Annotated in this window: 19 protein-coding genes; 6 read left to right on the top strand and 13 right to left on the bottom strand. The window is 26.3% G+C overall.

The window, feature by feature from the left end:
• Window positions 1-83: 83 nt before the first annotated feature.
• The gene (locus Q0J90_RS08970) at window positions 84-524 is read right to left on the bottom strand and encodes a MarR family transcriptional regulator (RefSeq protein WP_297277580.1); all 441 of its coding nucleotides are present in this window, start codon (window positions 522-524) and stop codon (window positions 84-86) included.
• Window positions 525-607: 83 nt separating this feature from the next.
• Window positions 608-2,209 carry a peptide ABC transporter substrate-binding protein gene (locus tag Q0J90_RS08965; RefSeq protein WP_297277579.1) on the bottom strand — a complete coding sequence of 534 codons (1,602 nt, stop codon included), beginning with the start codon at window positions 2,207-2,209 and terminating at the stop codon, window positions 608-610.
• A gap of 176 nt (window positions 2,210-2,385) precedes the next feature.
• Here Q0J90_RS08965 and Q0J90_RS08960 point away from each other — a divergent pair, with 176 nt between their 5' ends.
• The gene (locus Q0J90_RS08960) at window positions 2,386-3,363 is read left to right on the top strand and encodes an alpha/beta hydrolase (RefSeq protein WP_297277578.1); all 978 of its coding nucleotides are present in this window, start codon (window positions 2,386-2,388) and stop codon (window positions 3,361-3,363) included.
• A 40-nt stretch (window positions 3,364-3,403) separates the two neighbouring features.
• On the opposite strand, the gene Q0J90_RS08955 is transcribed toward Q0J90_RS08960, so the two are convergent.
• A complete protein-coding gene (locus Q0J90_RS08955) occupies window positions 3,404-4,624 on the bottom strand; it encodes a M20 family metallopeptidase (protein WP_297277577.1) in 1,221 nt (406 codons plus the stop codon).
• An 84-nt stretch (window positions 4,625-4,708) separates the two neighbouring features.
• Between Q0J90_RS08955 and Q0J90_RS08950 the strand changes: the two genes are divergently transcribed.
• The gene (locus tag Q0J90_RS08950) at window positions 4,709-5,725 is read left to right on the top strand and encodes a hypothetical protein (RefSeq protein ID WP_297277576.1); all 1,017 of its coding nucleotides are present in this window, start codon (window positions 4,709-4,711) and stop codon (window positions 5,723-5,725) included.
• Here the strand turns inward: Q0J90_RS08950 and Q0J90_RS08945 are convergent.
• From Q0J90_RS08945 to Q0J90_RS08930, 4 genes are all read right to left on the bottom strand, one after another.
• Window positions 5,720-6,523, bottom strand: a complete 804-nt coding sequence (locus Q0J90_RS08945; RefSeq protein WP_297277575.1) for a Cof-type HAD-IIB family hydrolase — start codon at window positions 6,521-6,523, stop codon at window positions 5,720-5,722. The genes Q0J90_RS08950 and Q0J90_RS08945 overlap by 6 nt on opposite strands.
• 95 nt (window positions 6,524-6,618) lie before the next feature.
• Window positions 6,619-7,119, bottom strand: coding sequence for a BspA family leucine-rich repeat surface protein (locus Q0J90_RS08940; RefSeq protein ID WP_297277574.1), 501 nt, complete (start codon window positions 7,117-7,119; stop codon window positions 6,619-6,621).
• A 21-nt stretch (window positions 7,120-7,140) separates the two neighbouring features.
• Entirely contained in the window at window positions 7,141-9,507 is a 2,367-nt protein-coding gene (locus tag Q0J90_RS08935; protein WP_297277573.1) for a BspA family leucine-rich repeat surface protein, read from the bottom strand.
• A gap of 22 nt (window positions 9,508-9,529) precedes the next feature.
• Window positions 9,530-10,537 carry a segregation/condensation protein A gene (locus Q0J90_RS08930; RefSeq protein WP_297277572.1) on the bottom strand — a complete coding sequence of 336 codons (1,008 nt, stop codon included), beginning with the start codon at window positions 10,535-10,537 and terminating at the stop codon, window positions 9,530-9,532.
• A 124-nt stretch (window positions 10,538-10,661) separates the two neighbouring features.
• Here Q0J90_RS08930 and Q0J90_RS08925 point away from each other — a divergent pair, with 124 nt between their 5' ends.
• Window positions 10,662-11,642: a Gfo/Idh/MocA family oxidoreductase gene (locus tag Q0J90_RS08925; protein WP_297277571.1), complete on the top strand. Its 981-nt coding sequence runs from the start codon at window positions 10,662-10,664 to the stop codon at window positions 11,640-11,642.
• Window positions 11,643-11,679: 37 nt separating this feature from the next.
• Here the strand turns inward: Q0J90_RS08925 and Q0J90_RS08920 are convergent, their stop codons facing one another.
• Window positions 11,680-12,759, bottom strand: coding sequence for an ankyrin repeat domain-containing protein (locus Q0J90_RS08920; RefSeq protein WP_297277570.1), 1,080 nt, complete (start codon window positions 12,757-12,759; stop codon window positions 11,680-11,682).
• 212 nt (window positions 12,760-12,971) lie between these two features.
• On the opposite strand from Q0J90_RS08920, the gene Q0J90_RS08915 reads away from it, so the two are divergent.
• The 3 genes from Q0J90_RS08915 to Q0J90_RS08905 all read left to right on the top strand — a co-directional run bounded on the left by Q0J90_RS08915 (window position 12,972) and on the right by Q0J90_RS08905 (window position 16,274).
• Window positions 12,972-13,400, top strand: coding sequence for a hypothetical protein (locus tag Q0J90_RS08915; protein ID WP_297277569.1), 429 nt, complete (start codon window positions 12,972-12,974; stop codon window positions 13,398-13,400).
• A 98-nt stretch (window positions 13,401-13,498) separates the two neighbouring features.
• Window positions 13,499-13,963, top strand: a complete 465-nt coding sequence (locus Q0J90_RS08910; protein ID WP_297277568.1) for a TspO/MBR family protein — start codon at window positions 13,499-13,501, stop codon at window positions 13,961-13,963.
• 82 nt (window positions 13,964-14,045) lie between these two features.
• Window positions 14,046-16,274 (top strand): glycoside hydrolase family 2 protein, encoded by a 2,229-nt coding sequence (locus Q0J90_RS08905; RefSeq protein ID WP_297277567.1) that lies wholly within the window; start codon window positions 14,046-14,048, stop codon window positions 16,272-16,274.
• A gap of 67 nt (window positions 16,275-16,341) precedes the next feature.
• Here the strand turns inward: Q0J90_RS08905 and Q0J90_RS08900 are convergent, their stop codons facing one another.
• The 5 genes from Q0J90_RS08900 to Q0J90_RS08880 form a co-directional block, all read right to left on the bottom strand.
• The gene (locus tag Q0J90_RS08900) at window positions 16,342-17,295 is read right to left on the bottom strand and encodes a peptidylprolyl isomerase (protein ID WP_297277566.1); all 954 of its coding nucleotides are present in this window, start codon (window positions 17,293-17,295) and stop codon (window positions 16,342-16,344) included.
• Window positions 17,296-17,382: 87 nt separating this feature from the next.
• Window positions 17,383-17,793 carry a rhodanese-like domain-containing protein gene (locus Q0J90_RS08895; protein WP_297277565.1) on the bottom strand — a complete coding sequence of 137 codons (411 nt, stop codon included), beginning with the start codon at window positions 17,791-17,793 and terminating at the stop codon, window positions 17,383-17,385.
• Window positions 17,794-17,848: 55 nt separating this feature from the next.
• Entirely contained in the window at window positions 17,849-18,358 is a 510-nt protein-coding gene (locus Q0J90_RS08890; protein ID WP_297277564.1) for a GNAT family N-acetyltransferase, read from the bottom strand.
• A 93-nt stretch (window positions 18,359-18,451) separates the two neighbouring features.
• Window positions 18,452-19,036 carry a Holliday junction branch migration protein RuvA gene (gene ruvA / locus Q0J90_RS08885; protein ID WP_297277563.1) on the bottom strand — a complete coding sequence of 195 codons (585 nt, stop codon included), beginning with the start codon at window positions 19,034-19,036 and terminating at the stop codon, window positions 18,452-18,454.
• Window positions 19,037-19,039: 3 nt separating this feature from the next.
• Complete coding sequence (locus Q0J90_RS08880) at window positions 19,040-19,249, bottom strand: heavy-metal-associated domain-containing protein (protein ID WP_297277562.1); 210 nt, start codon at window positions 19,247-19,249, stop codon at window positions 19,040-19,042.
• Between the last annotated feature and the right edge of the window lie 11 nt (window positions 19,250-19,260).

Raw genomic sequence — 19,260 nt, 5'->3', positions numbered from 1 at the left:
TTAGAAATAAAAACAAAGTAATAAAACTTAAATGGCTGGAATTAGAATAAAATGTTTATTTATACATAAAAAATTAAAGTATATTAAAAAGGAGTATTTTTATTTTGTATATTATTAAGCAGTTTTTCTATAATAAATACTAAAGTTTCTTTTTCTTTATCAGACATATTAGAAAACATTAATTCATTATTTTTTCTAATATCTTCAAATACAATTTCTTTTAGTTTTTTACTTTTTGTCGTGAGATATATTTCTTTATACCTTTTATCTTCGCTGCTTACTTTTCTTTTTATAAATCCCTTCTTTTCTAATCTATACAAAGTACCAGCTATGGTAGGATTGCTCAGTCCTAAAAAACCTTCTATATCTCTCTGATTAACTATTTTATTTTCATTATGATATAGAAACATAATTATATCCATTTGCGATGCAGTTAATTTATGTTTCTCTAAAAATCTATTGAATCTATTATCTAAAGCTGTATGTAATTCTTTTATTAATTTACCTATAAAAATATCTTCCATAAAGTTGACATTATCCTTATATCATATTATATGAAATTTTATATAAAAAACAAGCAGTATATCATTTTATAATGCATTAAATTTTATTTTTCCAAATATGAATATGAGAATTTATATTGAGCAAAAGGTATATAAAATACATCTTTCAAATTTGGACTTTTTAATACAGCAGGTTCAAAATATGCTATAGGTATTATAACAGCCTCATCTTCTATAAGTATTTTTTCTGCTTTATGTAATTCTCTCATTCTTATATTCTGATCTATAGTTTTGGATGCAATACTTATAGCCTCATCAAATGCAGCATTTGTAAATAATGAGTGATTTTTATATGAATAGCTTACAAACATCCCTAAAAATGTAGTAGGATCATTATAACTTCCAGTCCAGCTTGCACCAGCCATAGTATAATTTCTTTCTGTTCTAAATGCATGAATAAACGGAGCAAATTCCATCTGAGTAAGTTTTACATCTATTCCGAGGTTAACTTTCCACATATTTTGAACAGCTTCAAACATAGGTATATCATTGCTGAAAGTAAGGAAAAACTCTAGTACAGGGAAGCCCTCTCCATTAGGATAACCAGCCTCAGCCATTAATCTTTTAGCTTCTTCTACATTTTTTTGATAATCCTCTTTATTGGTGCTTATATATTCACCAGCATTATCTCTGAAATATCCTTCAACATCAGTAACTCCCCAAGGAACTAATGCCCCCGCAGGTTTTCCAGATTTAAGTACATTTTCTACTATATAGTTTCTGTCTATAGCAAGCGACAATGCTTTTCTCACTCTTTTATCTTTTAAAGTTGCATTAGTTGTATTTAAAGCATAGTATTGAGTACCTATTCTAGTGGCAATATCTATTAAACCTTCTTCTTTAAGAGTATCTATATCTTGATATGGAAATTGATCAGAAAAATGTAATGAACCCTCTTTAACACCTGCAACAGCAGAATTAGGATTATCCATAAGAACAAATTTAATTTTTTCTGCAACTATAGTGTCAGCACCCCAATAATTAGTATTTTTTACAACAGTTATACTTTCATCAGGCTTTCTTTCTTTTAATACAAAAGCTCCATTACCAACACAAGTTTTAGGGTTTCTAGTCCAGTTATCAGGGTCTTGTTCCACCATATCTTTTCTAACAGGTGAAAATACAGGAAGATTAACAAGCTCCAAAAAATATGCAGTAGGATATTCTAGTTTCACTTCAAGTGTATAATCATCTATAGCCTTTATTCCAAACTCATCAACAGGCATATATCCGCCATTAACATTAGAAAAATTTAGTATAGGCTCAAATAAATAGCTAGGCTCGCTGGCTGTATCCGGATCAACAACACGCTTCCATGAATATTCAAAATCATGAGCAGTTAAAGGCTTTCCGTCAGACCATTTTCCATTAGTTCTTAAATGAAATATATATGTAAGTCCGTCTTCTGATATATCCCAGCTTTCAGCAGCACCAGGCTGAATTTCTATATCTTTATATTTTGTAGTTAAGCATTCAAACAAATGGGTTACATAAGTAGAACCCTGCAATGTTATATTTAATGCGGGATCTATTGTTTTTGGTTCTGCCCCAAGATTTACATATACCGTATTATCATCAATAGACTTATTATTAGAACATGAAATAACAATAATAAAAACTATTAGAATTAAATAAAACTTTTTCATTGTACCTAGCCTTAGTATGTTAATTTATTAAATAGAATTATATTTCATAATTTAGTATTGTCAACTATAAATAAATTTATTATATTACAGAAATAATAATATATATTTATGCTTTAGCATTGACAGTAAAATTTAATTTATTATAATATGGGCAATTTTTATTAGGAGATTTAATTATGAGGTTTTCGACGTTTTCTAAATTTGTTATAGCTGTTTTGTCATGCATATTAATAGCATCATGCAGTTCTAATACTGCTGATACATCTAGTAATACAGCAGCAGAAAGTACTCATCAAACTATAACTTATACTAAAGATTTCGATACAGCATATTCTAATGAACAGTATCCTGCAATTATAGAATTGTATAAGGATGTTCAGCCTGAATATACTAGCGGTATTGAACATGAAGAGATTTATGATGAAAAAGAGGGTTTGGTAAGAGATGTAACTAAACCTATTTTGTATGCATTTAAAGCTTCTTCACCAAATGGATATGGTGTTATAATATTGCCTGGCGGAGGATATTATGGCGTTGCTATGCAAAGAGAAGGATTTGATGTAGCAAAATGGTTTAATGATAGAGGAGTTAGTGCTTTTGTACTTAAATATAGAATGCCTAACAAAGTTCATCAAATTCCTCTTGAAGATGTAGAACGCAGTTATGATATTATAAAAGAATTAGCTGGTGAATACGGACTTGATATTTCAAAAGTAGGTGTATTTGGAAGTTCAGCTGGAGGACATTTAGCGGCAAGTTATTCTATATATTCTAAGAATGAAGGTGTACCTGCATTTGCTATACTATTATATCCTGCAATTTCTTTTGATATGCAAATTGCAAATGTTATATCATCAAGAAAAAATTTAATAGGTGATTTAGAGAATGGACATCCTTTAGAAATACAATATAGTCTTGAAAAACATGTATCTTCTAATACTCCTCCTACTTTTATAGTAGCAGCATTTGATGATAAAGTTGTGCCGTTAGGACATAGTATATGGTATTTTAATTCCCTTCTTAAAAATAATGTTAAAACAGCTTTACATATATATCCGGAAGGAGGTCATGGATTTGGCATGAATGACTTTAAGTATAAAGAAGATTTTTTGTATGATTTAGATTCTTGGTTAAAAAAAGAAATTATAAAATAAATAATTTTTATGCCCAATGGAATAACTATTTCATTGGGCTTTAATATTGCCTTTCTTTTCCTATCCAAAATAAGTCTTTATTTAAATAACTGCTGTAAAGATTCATTATTTGTAAAGTAAGTCCTATCTCTATACAATCTTCATCAACATCAAATAATCCATGATGGGCTTTATGTATTATACCTTTTTTTTCATTTCTTGAACCTATATTGAAAAATGCTCCGGGCTTATTTTGTATAAAATAAGAAAAATCTTCAGAACCCAATGACGGTTTTAATTCCAATACCTTATTTTCGCCAAGTAATTTTACAGCATTTTCTTTTATGATATTAGAAGCATCTTTCCAATTAATAAGACTTGGATAATAAACAAGTTCTATAAACTCAGCATCTCCGTCAAAAGAATTTGATATGCATTTTATTATCTTTTTTATTCTGTTTTTTATTCTTTGCATAGTTGTTTCTTTTAATGCTCTTATAGTGCCAGTCATCTCTACATAATCGCATATTATATTAGAAGCATTGCCTCCATTTATTGTTCCTATAGTAATAACAGCACTGTCTTCTGCTTGAATATTTCTGCTTATTATGGTTTGTAAATCATTTATTATTTTTGATGCTATAACAATAGCATCAACACCGCCTGCAGGATTAGCTCCATGAGAACTTTTACCATAAACTTTTATTTTGAAATCTAAACATTCTGCATTTACAATACTATCATTTATTTGAATATAACCTGTATCTATATTTGAAGATACATGAAGTGCATATATAACATTTACATTTTCTAATGCATTTTCTTTTATCATCTGCAATGCCCCGCCTACAGTTTCTTCTGCCGGCTGAAATATTAGTCTAATATTACATGGAGGTATTATTTTATTGTCATTATTTGAAAATATATTAGCTATTCCCATATTAATTGCAGTATGAACATCATGTCCGCATGCATGACATACACCTTTATTTTTTGAAGCATAATCGCAATGCTTTAAATCATTTATTGGCAATGCATCCATATCAGCTCTGAATCCTACCGTAAAACTTCTATCTTTTCCGTATATGTCTGCTACTATTCCTGTGCCTGCAATATTTGTTTGATGTTTTATATTGTGATAATTCAAATACTTAGATATTATATCCATTGTTCTAAATTCTTCAGATGATAATTCCGGATTTAAATGTATATCTCTACGTATATTTATAAGTTCTTGTTTTATATCTTTTATTTTACTTTTTATTAAACTTAATTCTTCCATGAAATTTATTATATATTGTTAAATATTAACTTCAATATATAATATATATTTGATTTGCAGTATTTAAGTACAGGCGGATACATTTTGATAGAATCTATTATATTGAATGATAATAACATAGATAAATATTTTTTATTTACAGATGATTCTTTTTTAATTGTTTATAATAAAAAAGCTAATGAATATAAACAATTAATAAAAATAGAAAATATAAATGCCAATAAAGAAACTATAGTTTTAAAATTAATGTATCCTTATATATGCATAACTGAGGAGAAGGGATTAAATTCAGCAGTTGTAAATATAGAAACATTAGAAATTATAAGTCTAACAAGAGAAGATTATCATTCTGAAGTGTCAAGCTATTCAAATGAATTTTGCATTATTAATAATGAAATACATATAATTACCCAAACAAAATGGAATATGCTTAATATAATGAATTTAAAAACTAAAGAGATGATAACAGATATAAACAGAGATGAAAAACAATTTGGTATAGATTATTTTCACAGCAATTTATTAGTATCAAAAGATTATAAACATTTTTTATCTAACGGCTGGGTATGGAATCCTGTAGATGCTGTTAGTTGTTTTAATATTGATGATTTTTTGAAAGAGTATGAAAAATGCCAAGCAGATGTTGTTAATGAATATATAAGCGGTTATAATTGGGACAGACCTTTAACTTTTATAGATAATAAAAAATTTGTTTTGGCCTCTGATAATACAAATTTTAATGATGAAAATGTTATTTATAATCAATTAATATTTTATAATATAGATGATATAAAAACAGATGATGATAATGAATATAAATATTTAGAAAGCTATGAAACTATAGAGGCAAATTTATTTAGTCCAGATAAAAATAATGAAGTGCATGGAAAATTATATTGCTATAAAAATAATTTAATAGCTTTAGATTTTCAGGATAACTGCATAAATATTAATTATTATAATCTTCAAAATGGGTCATTAAAAAATATATCAACACTATATAATAATAATAATTGCTTTTTTAATGATAATTTTGGAATAGTATATTATCATGAAAATAATATTATAAAAGAAATAAATATTAATAATTATTTATTATAATTCAAATGCTTCTTTTAAAAATATTCCTACACCCTCTTCATTATTTGAAAGTGCTATATAATCAGCTTTTTGTTTAACTCTTTCTTCGGCATTACCCATAGCAACACCAGTTCCTGCATATTCTATCATTTCTATATCGTTAAAATTATCACCAAAAGCAGCAGCACTTTCTATAGATATTCCTTTTTTTTCACAAAGCCATTTTAAAGCATTTCCTTTATTAGCTTCTTTAGATATTATTTCTAAAAACTTCTCACCAGAAAAGCAGGAATTAACATTAATTTTAGAATCTATTTCTTTTTTAAGTTCATCCAAAATATTTCTTTCACCTAAAATGAGCATTTTATCAAAATTATAATCATTTATATTTTCTAATCCGTATACTACATTAACAGTTTTTTCTATTTGAACATAAGATTTTATATAAAAATCTTCTTTTGAAACAATGTATTTTCCATTGTCATATACATGAATACATACATTATAATTTTTTGATAGTTCTATAACTGTTTTTGAAACATTTTCTTCAAGTGTTTTTCTGTATATAATATTCCCTTCATTATCAGCTATAGATGCACCATTAAATATTATTGAATAATTGTTATTTTGAAGAAGTTTATTATAATTTTTTACTCCTTCAAATGGTCTTCCGCTTGATAATATAAGCTCTACATTATGATTATTAATAAGCTCTAATAATATTTTTTTGTTATACTCACTAATTTCTTTATTATTATTGAGCAATGTACCGTCTAAATCTGTAGCTATTAATTTGATTTTGTTTTTTAAAGTATCCATGGTATATAATCATATCATAAAAATAATAATTTTTGAATACTGAATATTGTAAAATATAAAATTATAATCCTTTATATTTATTTTACAAATTTATATTAACTATACCATAATGGATATTTTTCTATAGAGGTATTTATGAACATATCTTTAATATCTGTATAATTATTTATTTTCCAAGCATTCAAATCTTGATTGAAATTTACAGCATTTTTAAACATACAAATCATAGATTTTACATTGCTTATATTCCATTTATCTAAAGGCTGATTAAAGCTCTCAGCCCCGTAAAACATATAGCTCATATCTAAAACATTAGATACATTCCAATTATTAATATTTATATTGAAATTTTTTATATTATGAAACATTGATTTCATTGTGATAACATTAGAGGTATCCCATTTCTCTATTCCTGAAAAATCTATTCTTACATTGTAATTCTCATATTCATTGTAGGAACCTTCAAAACATGAAAAATTAGGCTTATCAAAAAGCATAGACATGTCGGTTATTAATGAAGTATCAATATCTCCTAGATAAATATTATTATTTTCTATTAAACTTCTTAATTCTATTTTATTTTTTGGTGTATACACAATTAAAATCCTAATATTTGATTAATAAAAAAGTTCTTCTTTTTTGAAATCAATTATCATCAAAACAAGCCAATAGTATATAAATCTATTTTCAACCATTTTATTTTCACTATTAGTAAATGATATATCAATTTTAACAATATCTCCATTACTAATATATTCATCAAACTCTATTTTAATAGTAAATTTATCTTTTTTAAAATCTTCAAAATAAAATATACTTTCTGAAAATTCATAAATAGCATTCATAGAATATCTGTTTGTAAATGCTTTTAAACTTGAATAAACTATTTCCATATTTTGAAGTTTTTTTATTGACTTGTCTAAATTTTCAATATTAATGATTGGAAATTGATTTATAGGCTGTGATATCTCATAATCATTTAAATGCATTTTCCATTTTGTAATATCTTCTTTGCTTAAGTCAAATACACTGGATAAATTAATATAACAATTTTCATCTATTACAACATTATTATCATCACAATCAGTATAACTGCTGTCTCCTAAATATCTGAAAGAAGTTTTGAAGATTAAATTTTCGTCATACAGATTCCAAATTAAACTAACAGCATATTTATTCATTATAGGATTATCAATAAAAATATCTTTCCAGAATTTATAATTATATTTTTTACCGCTTATTAAAATTTTTATTAAATTGTAATTCTGGCTTTTTAATATATTTGGAATCTCTTTTCTAATATGCTTTATTTCTTCTTTTATATTTTTCGGAAAGTTTTTTGGTATTGATTTTAATTGTTTTTTATTATTAATATCAAATAATTCTACAGTGTTATTGTTCTTAAGAGAGATTTTATATTTATTATCATTTACTTCTATGATTTTTTCTCCTCTTTTATTAAATCCAAAATCATATACTACCTTGAAACCTAATTCATATAATTCTAAATTCATTTTTTCAGCAATAGAATTTAATAAGCCAATAGACTCTTTTTTAATTGAAGATTTTTTATTTCTAGCAAAAACATTATATAATAAACTTAAAGCAAATTTACTATCAGTATGCAATGCTAAAATCTTCATAAATAATAATGAACTATTTTCTCTATTATACATTTCAATTAACATATTATCATCAGTATATATACCGCAAACTAAAGTGGAAACATTTTTTTTAGAATTAATATATATTTCTCTTATACAATTTTTAAAACTTGTTTCATCAAGAAAATTAATAATATTATCAAGTGTTTGTATTTTATAAATATATTTTTTCAAATTAAGATATTGTAAATAAATATACTTTATTATTTTATCACTTATAATTTTTGATTTATCTTTATCAAAAACTTTTATTTCTTTTTCCTTGATTATATCACCAATAAATTTTAATTTTGTATTATTCTTTTTATCATAGTGATTATTTACAAAATTTTCTATATCTTCTATGTTATTAAACGTTACTGCATCATCATTATTAGTTTTTAATTCTGCTAATTCTGTATAAAATTCATTTTCAAGCATTATTTTAAAATCAGTGTATATTTTATTATTATAATTAATGATGCTTTTATATGCTTCTTTTACATTATTTTTTATTATTTCAAGCTGTTCAATCTTTGATGATTTTTTCTTTGCTGTTACATATTCAGCAACTATAAATTGTATAGGGATTTTATTATTTTTTTCTAATAAAGATTTTTCAAATACTGAATCTGCATTCAATACATTAGATAAATTCCAAGAAGATAAATCTTGATTAAACATCAATGCCTTATAAAACATACTAGAAATATTTTCTAATTTTATAGTATTCCATTTATCTAAAGGATTGTTAAAACTTTTTGCATTATAAAACATGGAACCCATATATTTTACGTTAGAAATATCCCAATCATTTAAAGACTTATTAAAATTATAAGCACCTGCAAACATAATTGTCATATTTTCAACTTTAGAAACATTCCATTTATTTAAAGGCTGATTAAAATTTTTACATTGATAAAACATATTGCTCATATTTTTAACATTAGATACATTCCAATTATTAATATCCTGATTAAATTTAATACAAGTAAAAAACATTCCTTCCATGTTATTTACTTTTGAAGTATCCCACTTGTCTAAAGGCTGATTGAATCTAGTGCAGCCTGAAAACATTCTTTTCATATTTTCAACTTTAGAAACATTCCAATTATTTATATTGATGTCAAAATCGTTATTAAATATACTAAAGGTAGATTCCATATTAATAACATTTTCTGTATTCCAATTTTCTATTCCTGAATAATCTTTTCTATTAGTTTTTGAAAATAAATGCGACATGTCTGTTATTAATGAAGTATCAATATCTCCTAAATATATATTATTATCTGCTATTAATGCTTTTAATTCTTCTTTATCTTTGGGTTTATATTTGTACATAATTTAAATATTAAAAATTTTATTAACTTTGATTATCTGAATTTTCGTTATTAGAAACATTCTCATCATTTTCTTCTGAAGAATTATATTCGGTATTTTCATTAACTTCCGCATTATTAGAAACTTCTTCTGTATTATCGTTATTTTCTTCTTTTGCTGTCTCTTCTGATTTAGGCATAAGAGTTTCATCTCTTTTAAATACATATATTTCTTTGAATCTCATCTCTTGTTTAAGCAGAATTTCTTTTTCTTTAACTAGCTCTAATATAGCCAAAAAGAATGTAACAAGCTGTCTTTTAGTGACACCGTCTTTAAATAACACGATAAAAGGAAAAAATGCACTTTCCGAAAGTTTTATGCGTATCATATCAATTGCATTATCTATATGGAAATTTGACATACCTGAAAGTACCGCTAAATCTGTTTCCGGAACAAACTGCACTTTTGTAAAAGCATAAACTAAATCATAAAGGGTAATATCTTTCCAAGCAACCTCATTGTCCTCAATGGATTCTATATTTTGGAAGAATTTAACCCTTTCTGTATCTTTACGCTCAAATATAGAATCTGATACATCCTGAAGTCTGTCAAGCTCTTCCGAAACCATTTTGTATCTTTGGAATTCAAGCATTTGTTCTACTATTTCAAATTTAAGCCTGTCTGTAAATTTATCATCATCCATATCATGAGGAAGAAGCATTTTAGATTTATATAAATGAAACTCAGAAGCTACTACTAAAAAATCTCCTGTAGAGTCCAAATTTAATGCTGCCTGTGCTTTTAAATACTCTACAAATTGATCTATAATCTCCAATATAGAAACTTCGTATATATTCTTTTCACTTCTTTTAAGCATATCAAAAAGTATAGAAAGCGGCCCCTCATAATCTATACTGGATAATGAAACAGTAAATTCCCTATAATCAGGTTTATTATTTTCTGCAATTTCTTCCTTATTTGAATTATCTGCAGTATTTAGGGAATCTGCATTATTATTTTCTTGTTGCGTTTCGTTTATATTCTCTTCCATAATGGAATATAATATATTATTAAAAACATAAAAATTCAAGTATATAGTTTTTAATAATATTGACAATAAAGTAAATTTTAATATTATCTAATGTATCAAAATTTATTTTTATGAGGGGTAATAAATGAAAAAAATAAATATAGGCTTTATAGGATCCGGGCATATAGCTGAATCTATGGCAAAGACTATTTCTAAAATGAAAGAAGTAGAATCTTATGCAGTAAGCAGCAGAGATTTAAAAAGAAGCAAAGCATTTGCTAAAAAATATGGATTTAAAAAATTTTACGGTTCTTATGAAGAAATGCTTAAAGATGATAAGGTGGATTTAGTATATGTAGCAACACCGCATTCTCATCATTATGAACATATAAAATTATGCTTAAATAATAATAAGCATGTTATATGTGAAAAATCTTTTACTGTTAACACTAAACAGGCAAGAGAGGTATTGATACTAGCTAAAAAGAAAAAACTTCTTCTTACTGATGCAATTTGGACTAGATATATGCCAAGCAGACAAATTATTAATGATACTATAAAAAGCGGAATAATAGGGAAAGTAACTTCTCTTACTGCTAATTTGGGATATGTAATTAATAAAGTTCCTAGATTAATAGAACCTGAATTAGCAGGAGGAGCTTTGCTTGATGTAGGAGTTTATACTATTAATTTTGCTTTAATGGTTTTCGGAAATAAAATAAAGAAGATAGATTCATCATGTGTAAAAACTAAAAAAGGCGTAGATGAACAAAACTCAATTACATTAATATTTGATGACGGCAAAATGGCTGTGTTAAATAGTACAATGTCAGCTTTAACTAATAGGGAAGGTGTTATAAACGGCGATAAGGGTTATATGGTTATAAAAAATATTAATAATCCTGAAAGTATAACTGTTTATTCATTAGACAGAAAAATAATAAAAACTATAAAAGTACCTAAGCAAATTACTGGTTATGAATACGAAATATTATCATGTGTAAATGCTATCAATACTGGAAAATTAGAATGCAAAGAAATGCCTCATGAGGATATTTTAAGAGTAATGAATATAATGGATACATTACGCAGAAGCTGGAAAATAAAATATCCTTTTGAAAAATAATTTATATATTACCATAATAGAAAATATTATTATTTTATTATGGTAATTTTTTATTTTCATCAAAAAGCTTAATTATATCATCTCTTTTCTTTTTAGCAGCTATTCTGTATGCCGTATTTCCATAGCTGTTTCTGTCTGTAGGATTAGCACCTGCTTTTAAAAGTTCTTCAATTATATTTATAGGAGTTCCTATAGTTCTATATACTTTTTTATTCAAATTAGTGTCTTCTACAGGAGCTTCATATTCATACATAACAGCACGTATTAAAACAGTGTTTCCATTTCTGTCACGTGCATTTACATCAGCACCTAATTCTATCACTTTTTTTATTAATTCAAAATCTAATTGTCTTTTTTCTATTAAATACATTAATAATGTCTTTCCATCATTTGTACTAGATGCATTTACATCGGCACCTAGATTTATATATTCATTTAATATTTCAGTTGAATATGTACTATCAAAATTTGTAGATATAGTTTCTGCATTGTATATAATAGCTTCATTCAAGTTGCTTGCTCCGGCATTTACTAGTTCTCTTATTATATCAATATTTGTAGCTGCAGTTAAAGGTGATTTTCTTTCTGCACCTTTATAATTTCTGTAGGATTCTATATAGGCTCTGGTATTTACATTAGCTCCTGCTTCTATTAAATATTGAACAACCTCTAAACTATTGCCTTCGCATGCTGATACTAATGCCGGATTAATATCTTTTGCTCCTAAATCCATAAGTTTTTGAACTATATCTAATTGTCCGCCTATTGCTGCATAGGATAAAGCAAGGTTATAATTGCTTGCCCCTGCTTTCATTATACTTTCTGCTATATCCCAATTTCCTTCAGAACATGCAACATAAAAAGCAAAATCGAAATCCTTAGCTCCGAAATCTAATAATTCATTTACTATATCAATATTTCCAAGCTCTGTAGCATACATTAAAGGAGTCATTCCGTATTTAATGTTGTATATGTCTAAATTAACTCCGTCTCTTAATAATGTTTTTACTTTATCTATATCATTATTCTTTATGCTTTCCATTAACTCATCATTTTGAGCAAATAAAAAAGACATATTAAATATTATAATACATAACAAAATAATTATATTTTTCATTATAAAATCCAAATTATAAAATACCGTTTCTATTGTCGGAAATAATAAAACTATGATTATAAAATAAAAAAATTTGCAAAATAATCAATAATTTTTACTAATTAGTAAACATAACAACATATATAAACATAAAATAAGTTGATATTTATTTTTATAGGTTTATAATTTTAATATAGGGGTAGAATTAAATATAATTTAAGAGGTATGAAATTATGGAAATAGCTATTCGTAATAATGCTCCTTACAGCAATAGTATAGGAAATAGAAACAGCAGCAATAATATAGCTAATATTGTTCAGGAAGCTAGAGAAAAAACACCTATAAGCGAAGTAGGAGTATGTAAAACTTGTGCCTCAAGAACATATCAGGATGGTTCTAATGATATAGGCGTATCATTTAAAAGTCCTACTCGTATAGATCCTTCAAGTGCACCTTCTCTTGTGGCTTCACATGAACAGGAACATGTTGCTAATAATGAAAGAGCAGCAGAGAAAAGCGGCGGAGAGGTAATATTTCAGAATGTAACTTTAAAAACTAATATATGTCCGGAATGTAAGAGAGTTTATGTTTCAGGAGGAGTTACTAGAGCAGCTATAGCAAGCTCTTCAAATAAAGGCAATAATGTAGATGCTTATGCCTAAAAAGCTCTATTATTAGACAAACTTCAAACTATATAGTGATTATTATTTTTTATAATTGACATATAATATTGATTATAAAGTTTTGAGGTGTTGTTAACATGAATAAAAAATTTATAGTTACATTAATAATTTCAATATTTGTATGTCTTCTAATAGGATTTTTAGGAGGAATAAGTGTAAAGGCCGATAATTTTGTATGGTATAACTCTTTGAATAAATCTTCGTTAAATCCGCCTAATTTATTATTTTCTATAGCTTGGAGTATACTTTATATACTTCTTGCTGTGTCAGTTTCAATAATAAATACAAAACCTATGGATAAAAAAGCTATTGTAGTTTTTATTATACAATTAATATTAAATTCTCTGTGGACTTATATTTTCTTTGGTTTAAAGCAGCCGTTATTCGGATTAATAGAAATAATTATTTTGGATATAATGATTATAATAACCATATTTAAATTTAAAAATATTTCTAAGTTATCATCTTTATTGCTTGTGCCTTATTTATTGTGGTGCTTATTTGCAAGTTATTTAACATTTCATATAGTTATATTTAATTAAAAATTATTATAAAAGTTTAATTGATTTTTATTATTTTAAGTATAAAATATTTCATAATAAAATTATGGAGTATGTATAAAAAATGAGAGAAATAATAAATTTCAATACTAATTGGAAGTTTTTTAAAGAATGGGATAATAATATTAAAACAGATATTAATCTAAATGGTGAAAAAGTAACATTGCCTCATACAGTACATGAAATACCTCTTCATTATTTTGATGAATCAGATACTTGGTTAATTTCAGGATATCAGAATGTTTTTAAATATAATAAACAGAATTTATTAAATAAAAGAGTATTGATTAATTTTGAAGGTGCTATGGCGGCATGCGAAGTATTTATTAATGGGGAAAGTTTTGGAGAGCATAAAGGCGGATATTTGCCTTTTGTACATGATATAACAGATTATTTGAAAGATGGAGATAATATTATAGCTGTTAAACTTGACAGCGTAGAACGTGAGGATATACCCCCTTTTGGTAATGAAATAGATTATTTATGTTACGGAGGAATATACAGAGAAGTTCAAGTAATAATAGTGGATAATATTTCTATAGAAAATGTAATGCTTACAGGACTTGCAAATCAAACTTTAACTGGAAAAATTAGAATAAGAAATACTAAAAAAGAAGCTGTAAAAGAAACTATTAGTATTAATTTATATAATAGAGAATATCATATATGCGAGATAAAAAAAGAAATATCATTAAAAAAAGATGAATTATTTACGGATATTGAAATTAATGAACATATAAATTCTGATAGAATAGAAGTTTGGAGTATAAATAATCCAAGACTTTATAAATTAGATGCTTCGCTTTCTAATGATGATATGGTTTCTATAAAAATAGGATTCAGAGATGCAGAGTTTAAAGATAATGGTTTTTTCTTGAATGGAGAGAAAATCAAATTAAGGGGATTAAACAGACATCAAAGTTTCCCTTATGTTGGTTATGCTATGCCTGAGAGAATACAGAAAAAAGATGCTGATATATTAAAATTTGATATGGGATTAAATATAGTACGTTCTTCGCATTATCCTGCTTCAAGACATTTTTTAGACAGATGCGATGAAATAGGATTAATGGTTTTTGAAGAGATACCTGGATGGCAGCATATAGGTGATAAAAATTGGCAGAAAGTGTCAATAGAAAATGTAAAAGATATGATAGAAAGAGATTTTCATCATCCTTCTATAATTATATGGGGAGTGAGAATAAATGAAAGTCAGGATAATCACAGCTTTTATAAAGAAACCAATAAAACAGCTCATAAACTTGATAAAACAAGAGCAACAGGCGGTGTAAGATATATAATGGGAAGCGAGCTTTTAGAAGATGTTTATACTATGAATGATTTTAACTGTGACGGAATATCTGATCCTATAAGAGCACAAAGGTTTGTTACTAAATTAGATAAAAATGTTCCTTATATGATAACAGAATATAACGGACACATGTTCCCTACTAAAATGCAGGACTGTGAAGAGAGATTAATAGAACATACTAAAAGACATTATGATGTAATTAATGCCGTTGCTATAGATAAAAATATATCAGGTTCAACAGGATGGTGTGCATTTGATTATCATACGCATTATGATTTTGGTTCCGGAGACAGAATATGCTATCATGGTGTTTATGATATGTTTAGAAATCCTAAATTGGCCGCCAGCGTTTATTCATCTCAAATGGATAAAGACTGTGAAATAGTATTAGAACCTATAACCATATATGCAAGAGGTGAGAGATCCATAGGAGGTGTTGCTCCTTTAATGGTTTCTACAAACTGTGATTATGTTGAATTTTACTATAAAGGAGAGCTTTTAGCTAAAGAGTATCCTGCTTCCGGAAAATATCAAGGTTTGGAGCATCCTCCTGTTATAATACAAATGGAAAGAAATGTTCCGGGTGTAAGTTCTATGAATTGGGAAGATGCTAAAGTAATAGGATATATAGACGGAAAAGCTGTTATAGAAAAAAATTATCTAAAAAATCCTACTTTTAAAGAATTAGAAGTAAAATCTGATGATAATGAAATAAATTCTATAAATAATGGTTCTGCTTGGGATTGCACTAGAGTTACTATAAAAGCTGTAGATGCTATAGGAAACAGACTTACTTATATTAATGAGGCAGTCAAAATAACTGTTGAAGGGGCAGGGGAGCTTATAGGAAATGATAATCCTGTACTTGAAGGCGGTTATTATTCTTTTTGGGTGAAATCAGGCAGTAAAAAAGGAACTATAAAAATTACAGTACAGAATAAAAGAGTTGAAAGTAAGACTATAGAAATAAAAGTTAAATAATTTTGGATAATAAAAATGGACTTACTCTTTATAAAGAATAAGTCCGTTTTTTATATTCTTATATAATTTATTTATATAATTGAACAGAAACTCTTTTAGTTTCTTCATCAAGCCATTTTATAAATGATTCTCTCATGCGTGATTCGCCTAGATAATTTTTTACTCTAGTTCTTATGCTTTCCATATCTTTTTCAATTCCAACTATTTTAACAATGTAAAAACCTTTTCCAACTAATTCACGTACACTGCTTACAGTACCTACTTTATATCCTCTTTTAGCTAAAGTTAATCCCGCATTTACCTGTGCTGGCAAAGATCTTTTTCCTGCATCATATAAAAGATTATATCCTAAATCTCCACCATTATTTTTGGTAGCTTCATCATCGCTGTATTTTGCAGCAAGTTCCGAGAAATCCTGACCTCTTGCCGCCATTGCTCTAACTTTGCCTGCTAATTCCTGCTTTTCTCCCTTTTCTGTAAATGTACTTGCTTTGAAAAATATCCATGAAAGTTTAACTAATGTATCTACTTCAAATACTGATTTATCTTTAGCATTATTATAAAACTCGTCTGCTTCAGCATCTGTTATCTCATTATTATTTATTACAAGGCCATATAAATTTTCCATAGCTATTTGCTTTTTTATAGAATTTCTATATTCTTCGTAAGATATTCCTTCTGCTTTAAGCTGTTTAGAAAATTGATCCAATGTCATATTGTATTGTTTGGCAATATTTTCCAATCTTCTGCTTACATCAGTATCTTCTATAACATAATTGTATTCTTTGAGTTTTAAATACATTATTCTCTCTTCTACTAAATCTTTATAAACCATATCATCATTTACTTTCTGACCTACAGACCTAGCCTGAAGTGTTAAAAATGTCTTTCTGCTTATAAAGTCCTCATAAGTTATAGGCATAGAACCAACTATACCGACAATACTATTAACAACATCATTAAATAAAAGATTATATTGAATTAAAAATATAGATAGTATAAAAAATATTGTCTTTTTCATCAAAGCCTTATCCTTATTATTGTTATAATATAAAACCTTAAATATACAATATCATTAAAATAATTTATATGCAAGTACAATAATAAATTAATTCAAATGAGGTGAAAGCTGAAAATAGCCTCCATGAGTAATATTGTATATATTTTTAAATCCCATTTTATACATACGAAGACATGCCATGCCTGAACGGCTTCCGCTTGCACAATATACTATATATTCTTTATTTTTATCAAGTTTAGACATCTTCTCTTCAAATTTTGAATCATCTAAAGCTATATTTATACTATTTTTTATATATCCGCTTTGCTGAACTTCTGAATAGCTTCTTACATCTATTAATATAATATCTTTATTGTTTTTATAAATAGAAATAGCATCATCTATTTTTATATTTTTAAACTTTCCTCTGCTTCTTATATTAAAAATGATTCTTCTTGCAATACTTAATATGATAAAAGTAAGTATCAGACCTATTATTAAAGTCATTGTATTATTCATATAATATACCCCATGTATGTATAATGGTTTATTATATCATAAGACAGTTTAAATTTCAATCTGCACTATATATATAAACACTTTCTTCTATATCTTCATTATCTATTTTTAGAGTATTTTTTTTACCTGAATTTTTAAATCCATTTTTCTCATAAAATTTTTTGGCATTTTCATTTTTATCGAACACACAAAGACATATATTACTATATCCTGATTCTTTTTTTATATATTCAATAGCATGTTTTAACAGCATGCTTCCTATTCCTGAACCTTGATATATAGGGTGAACATATAATGATATTATCTCTCCATAATTTTCCATATTGCATCTGCTTTTTCCATGAGAAATAACTGCTATTGGTTTATCATCTATATATGCAATATGCGCTTCTCTAGTTTTGTTATTTATTCCATCTTCAAATTCTTCACACCAATCATCTAAATATATTTTTTTTAAATATGAATTAGGTATAATATTTTTATATGCATCTTTCCAACATATAGCATGAAGTTTACTAATATCAAAAACATCTTTAATTTCAGCTTTTTTTATTATTATTTCCATTTTAATTATACCTCGTGATGATAATAATTGTTAAATGAGAATATTATATATTGTAATCAGTTATTTTCAATAATTTTAATAAAAAATAAATAATTATATAGAACTTAAATTTCTTAAAGCATGACTTATTAAATCTTCTGTACTCATATTATCTTTATTTTCTATTGACGCTAATGATTTAATAGCTTCATTATTTGAAAAACCTAATGATATTAAAGCCTTTATTACATCGCTTTCATTATCATTATAGTTTTTAACAGCAGATGATGAAATATTAATATCTATCTTTTCTATTTTGTCTCTAAGTTCAAATAAAAGTTTTTCAGCCTTTTTCAGTCCCATTCCTTGAACTTTTTTAAGCATATTAACGTCTTTATTGAATAGTATATGCATTATTTCGTCTATTGAATATGTAGATAGTATTTCCATAGCTAATTTAGGACCTACTCCCGAAGTAGACATTAATGTAGAAAACATTTTCTTTTCTTCTCTTGAACTGAATCCATAAAGTATCATAGCATCTTCTTTATGTATTAGCTGTGTGTATAGCCTTATATTATCATCATTTTGAACATTTAATTTTTTTGATACTATAATTTCATAACCAACACCATTGCAAAGAAGAGCGATGATACCTTCTGATATTATTTGTACTTTACCTTCTATAAAAGCAAACATTTATTATAAACTAGCCTCGTATTCTAATTCTTTTATAGCAGAAATCATTTTATCTGTATTAATTTTTGATTCATCATATTCAATTTCTGCACATGCATTTTCTAAACTTACATTTACTTTATTTATGCCGTCCAATGAAGTTAATTCTTCTGTAACAGCTTTAACACAATTTTGACATCCCATTCCATTTATTTTTATAGTTACATTTTTCATTTTAAATACTC

Source organism: uncultured Brachyspira sp., assembly GCF_944390595.1.
Lineage (GTDB): Bacteria > Spirochaetota > Brachyspiria > Brachyspirales > Brachyspiraceae > Brachyspira.
Note: the sequence above shows the minus strand (reverse complement) of the source record. Positions and strands in the feature narration are given on the sequence as shown.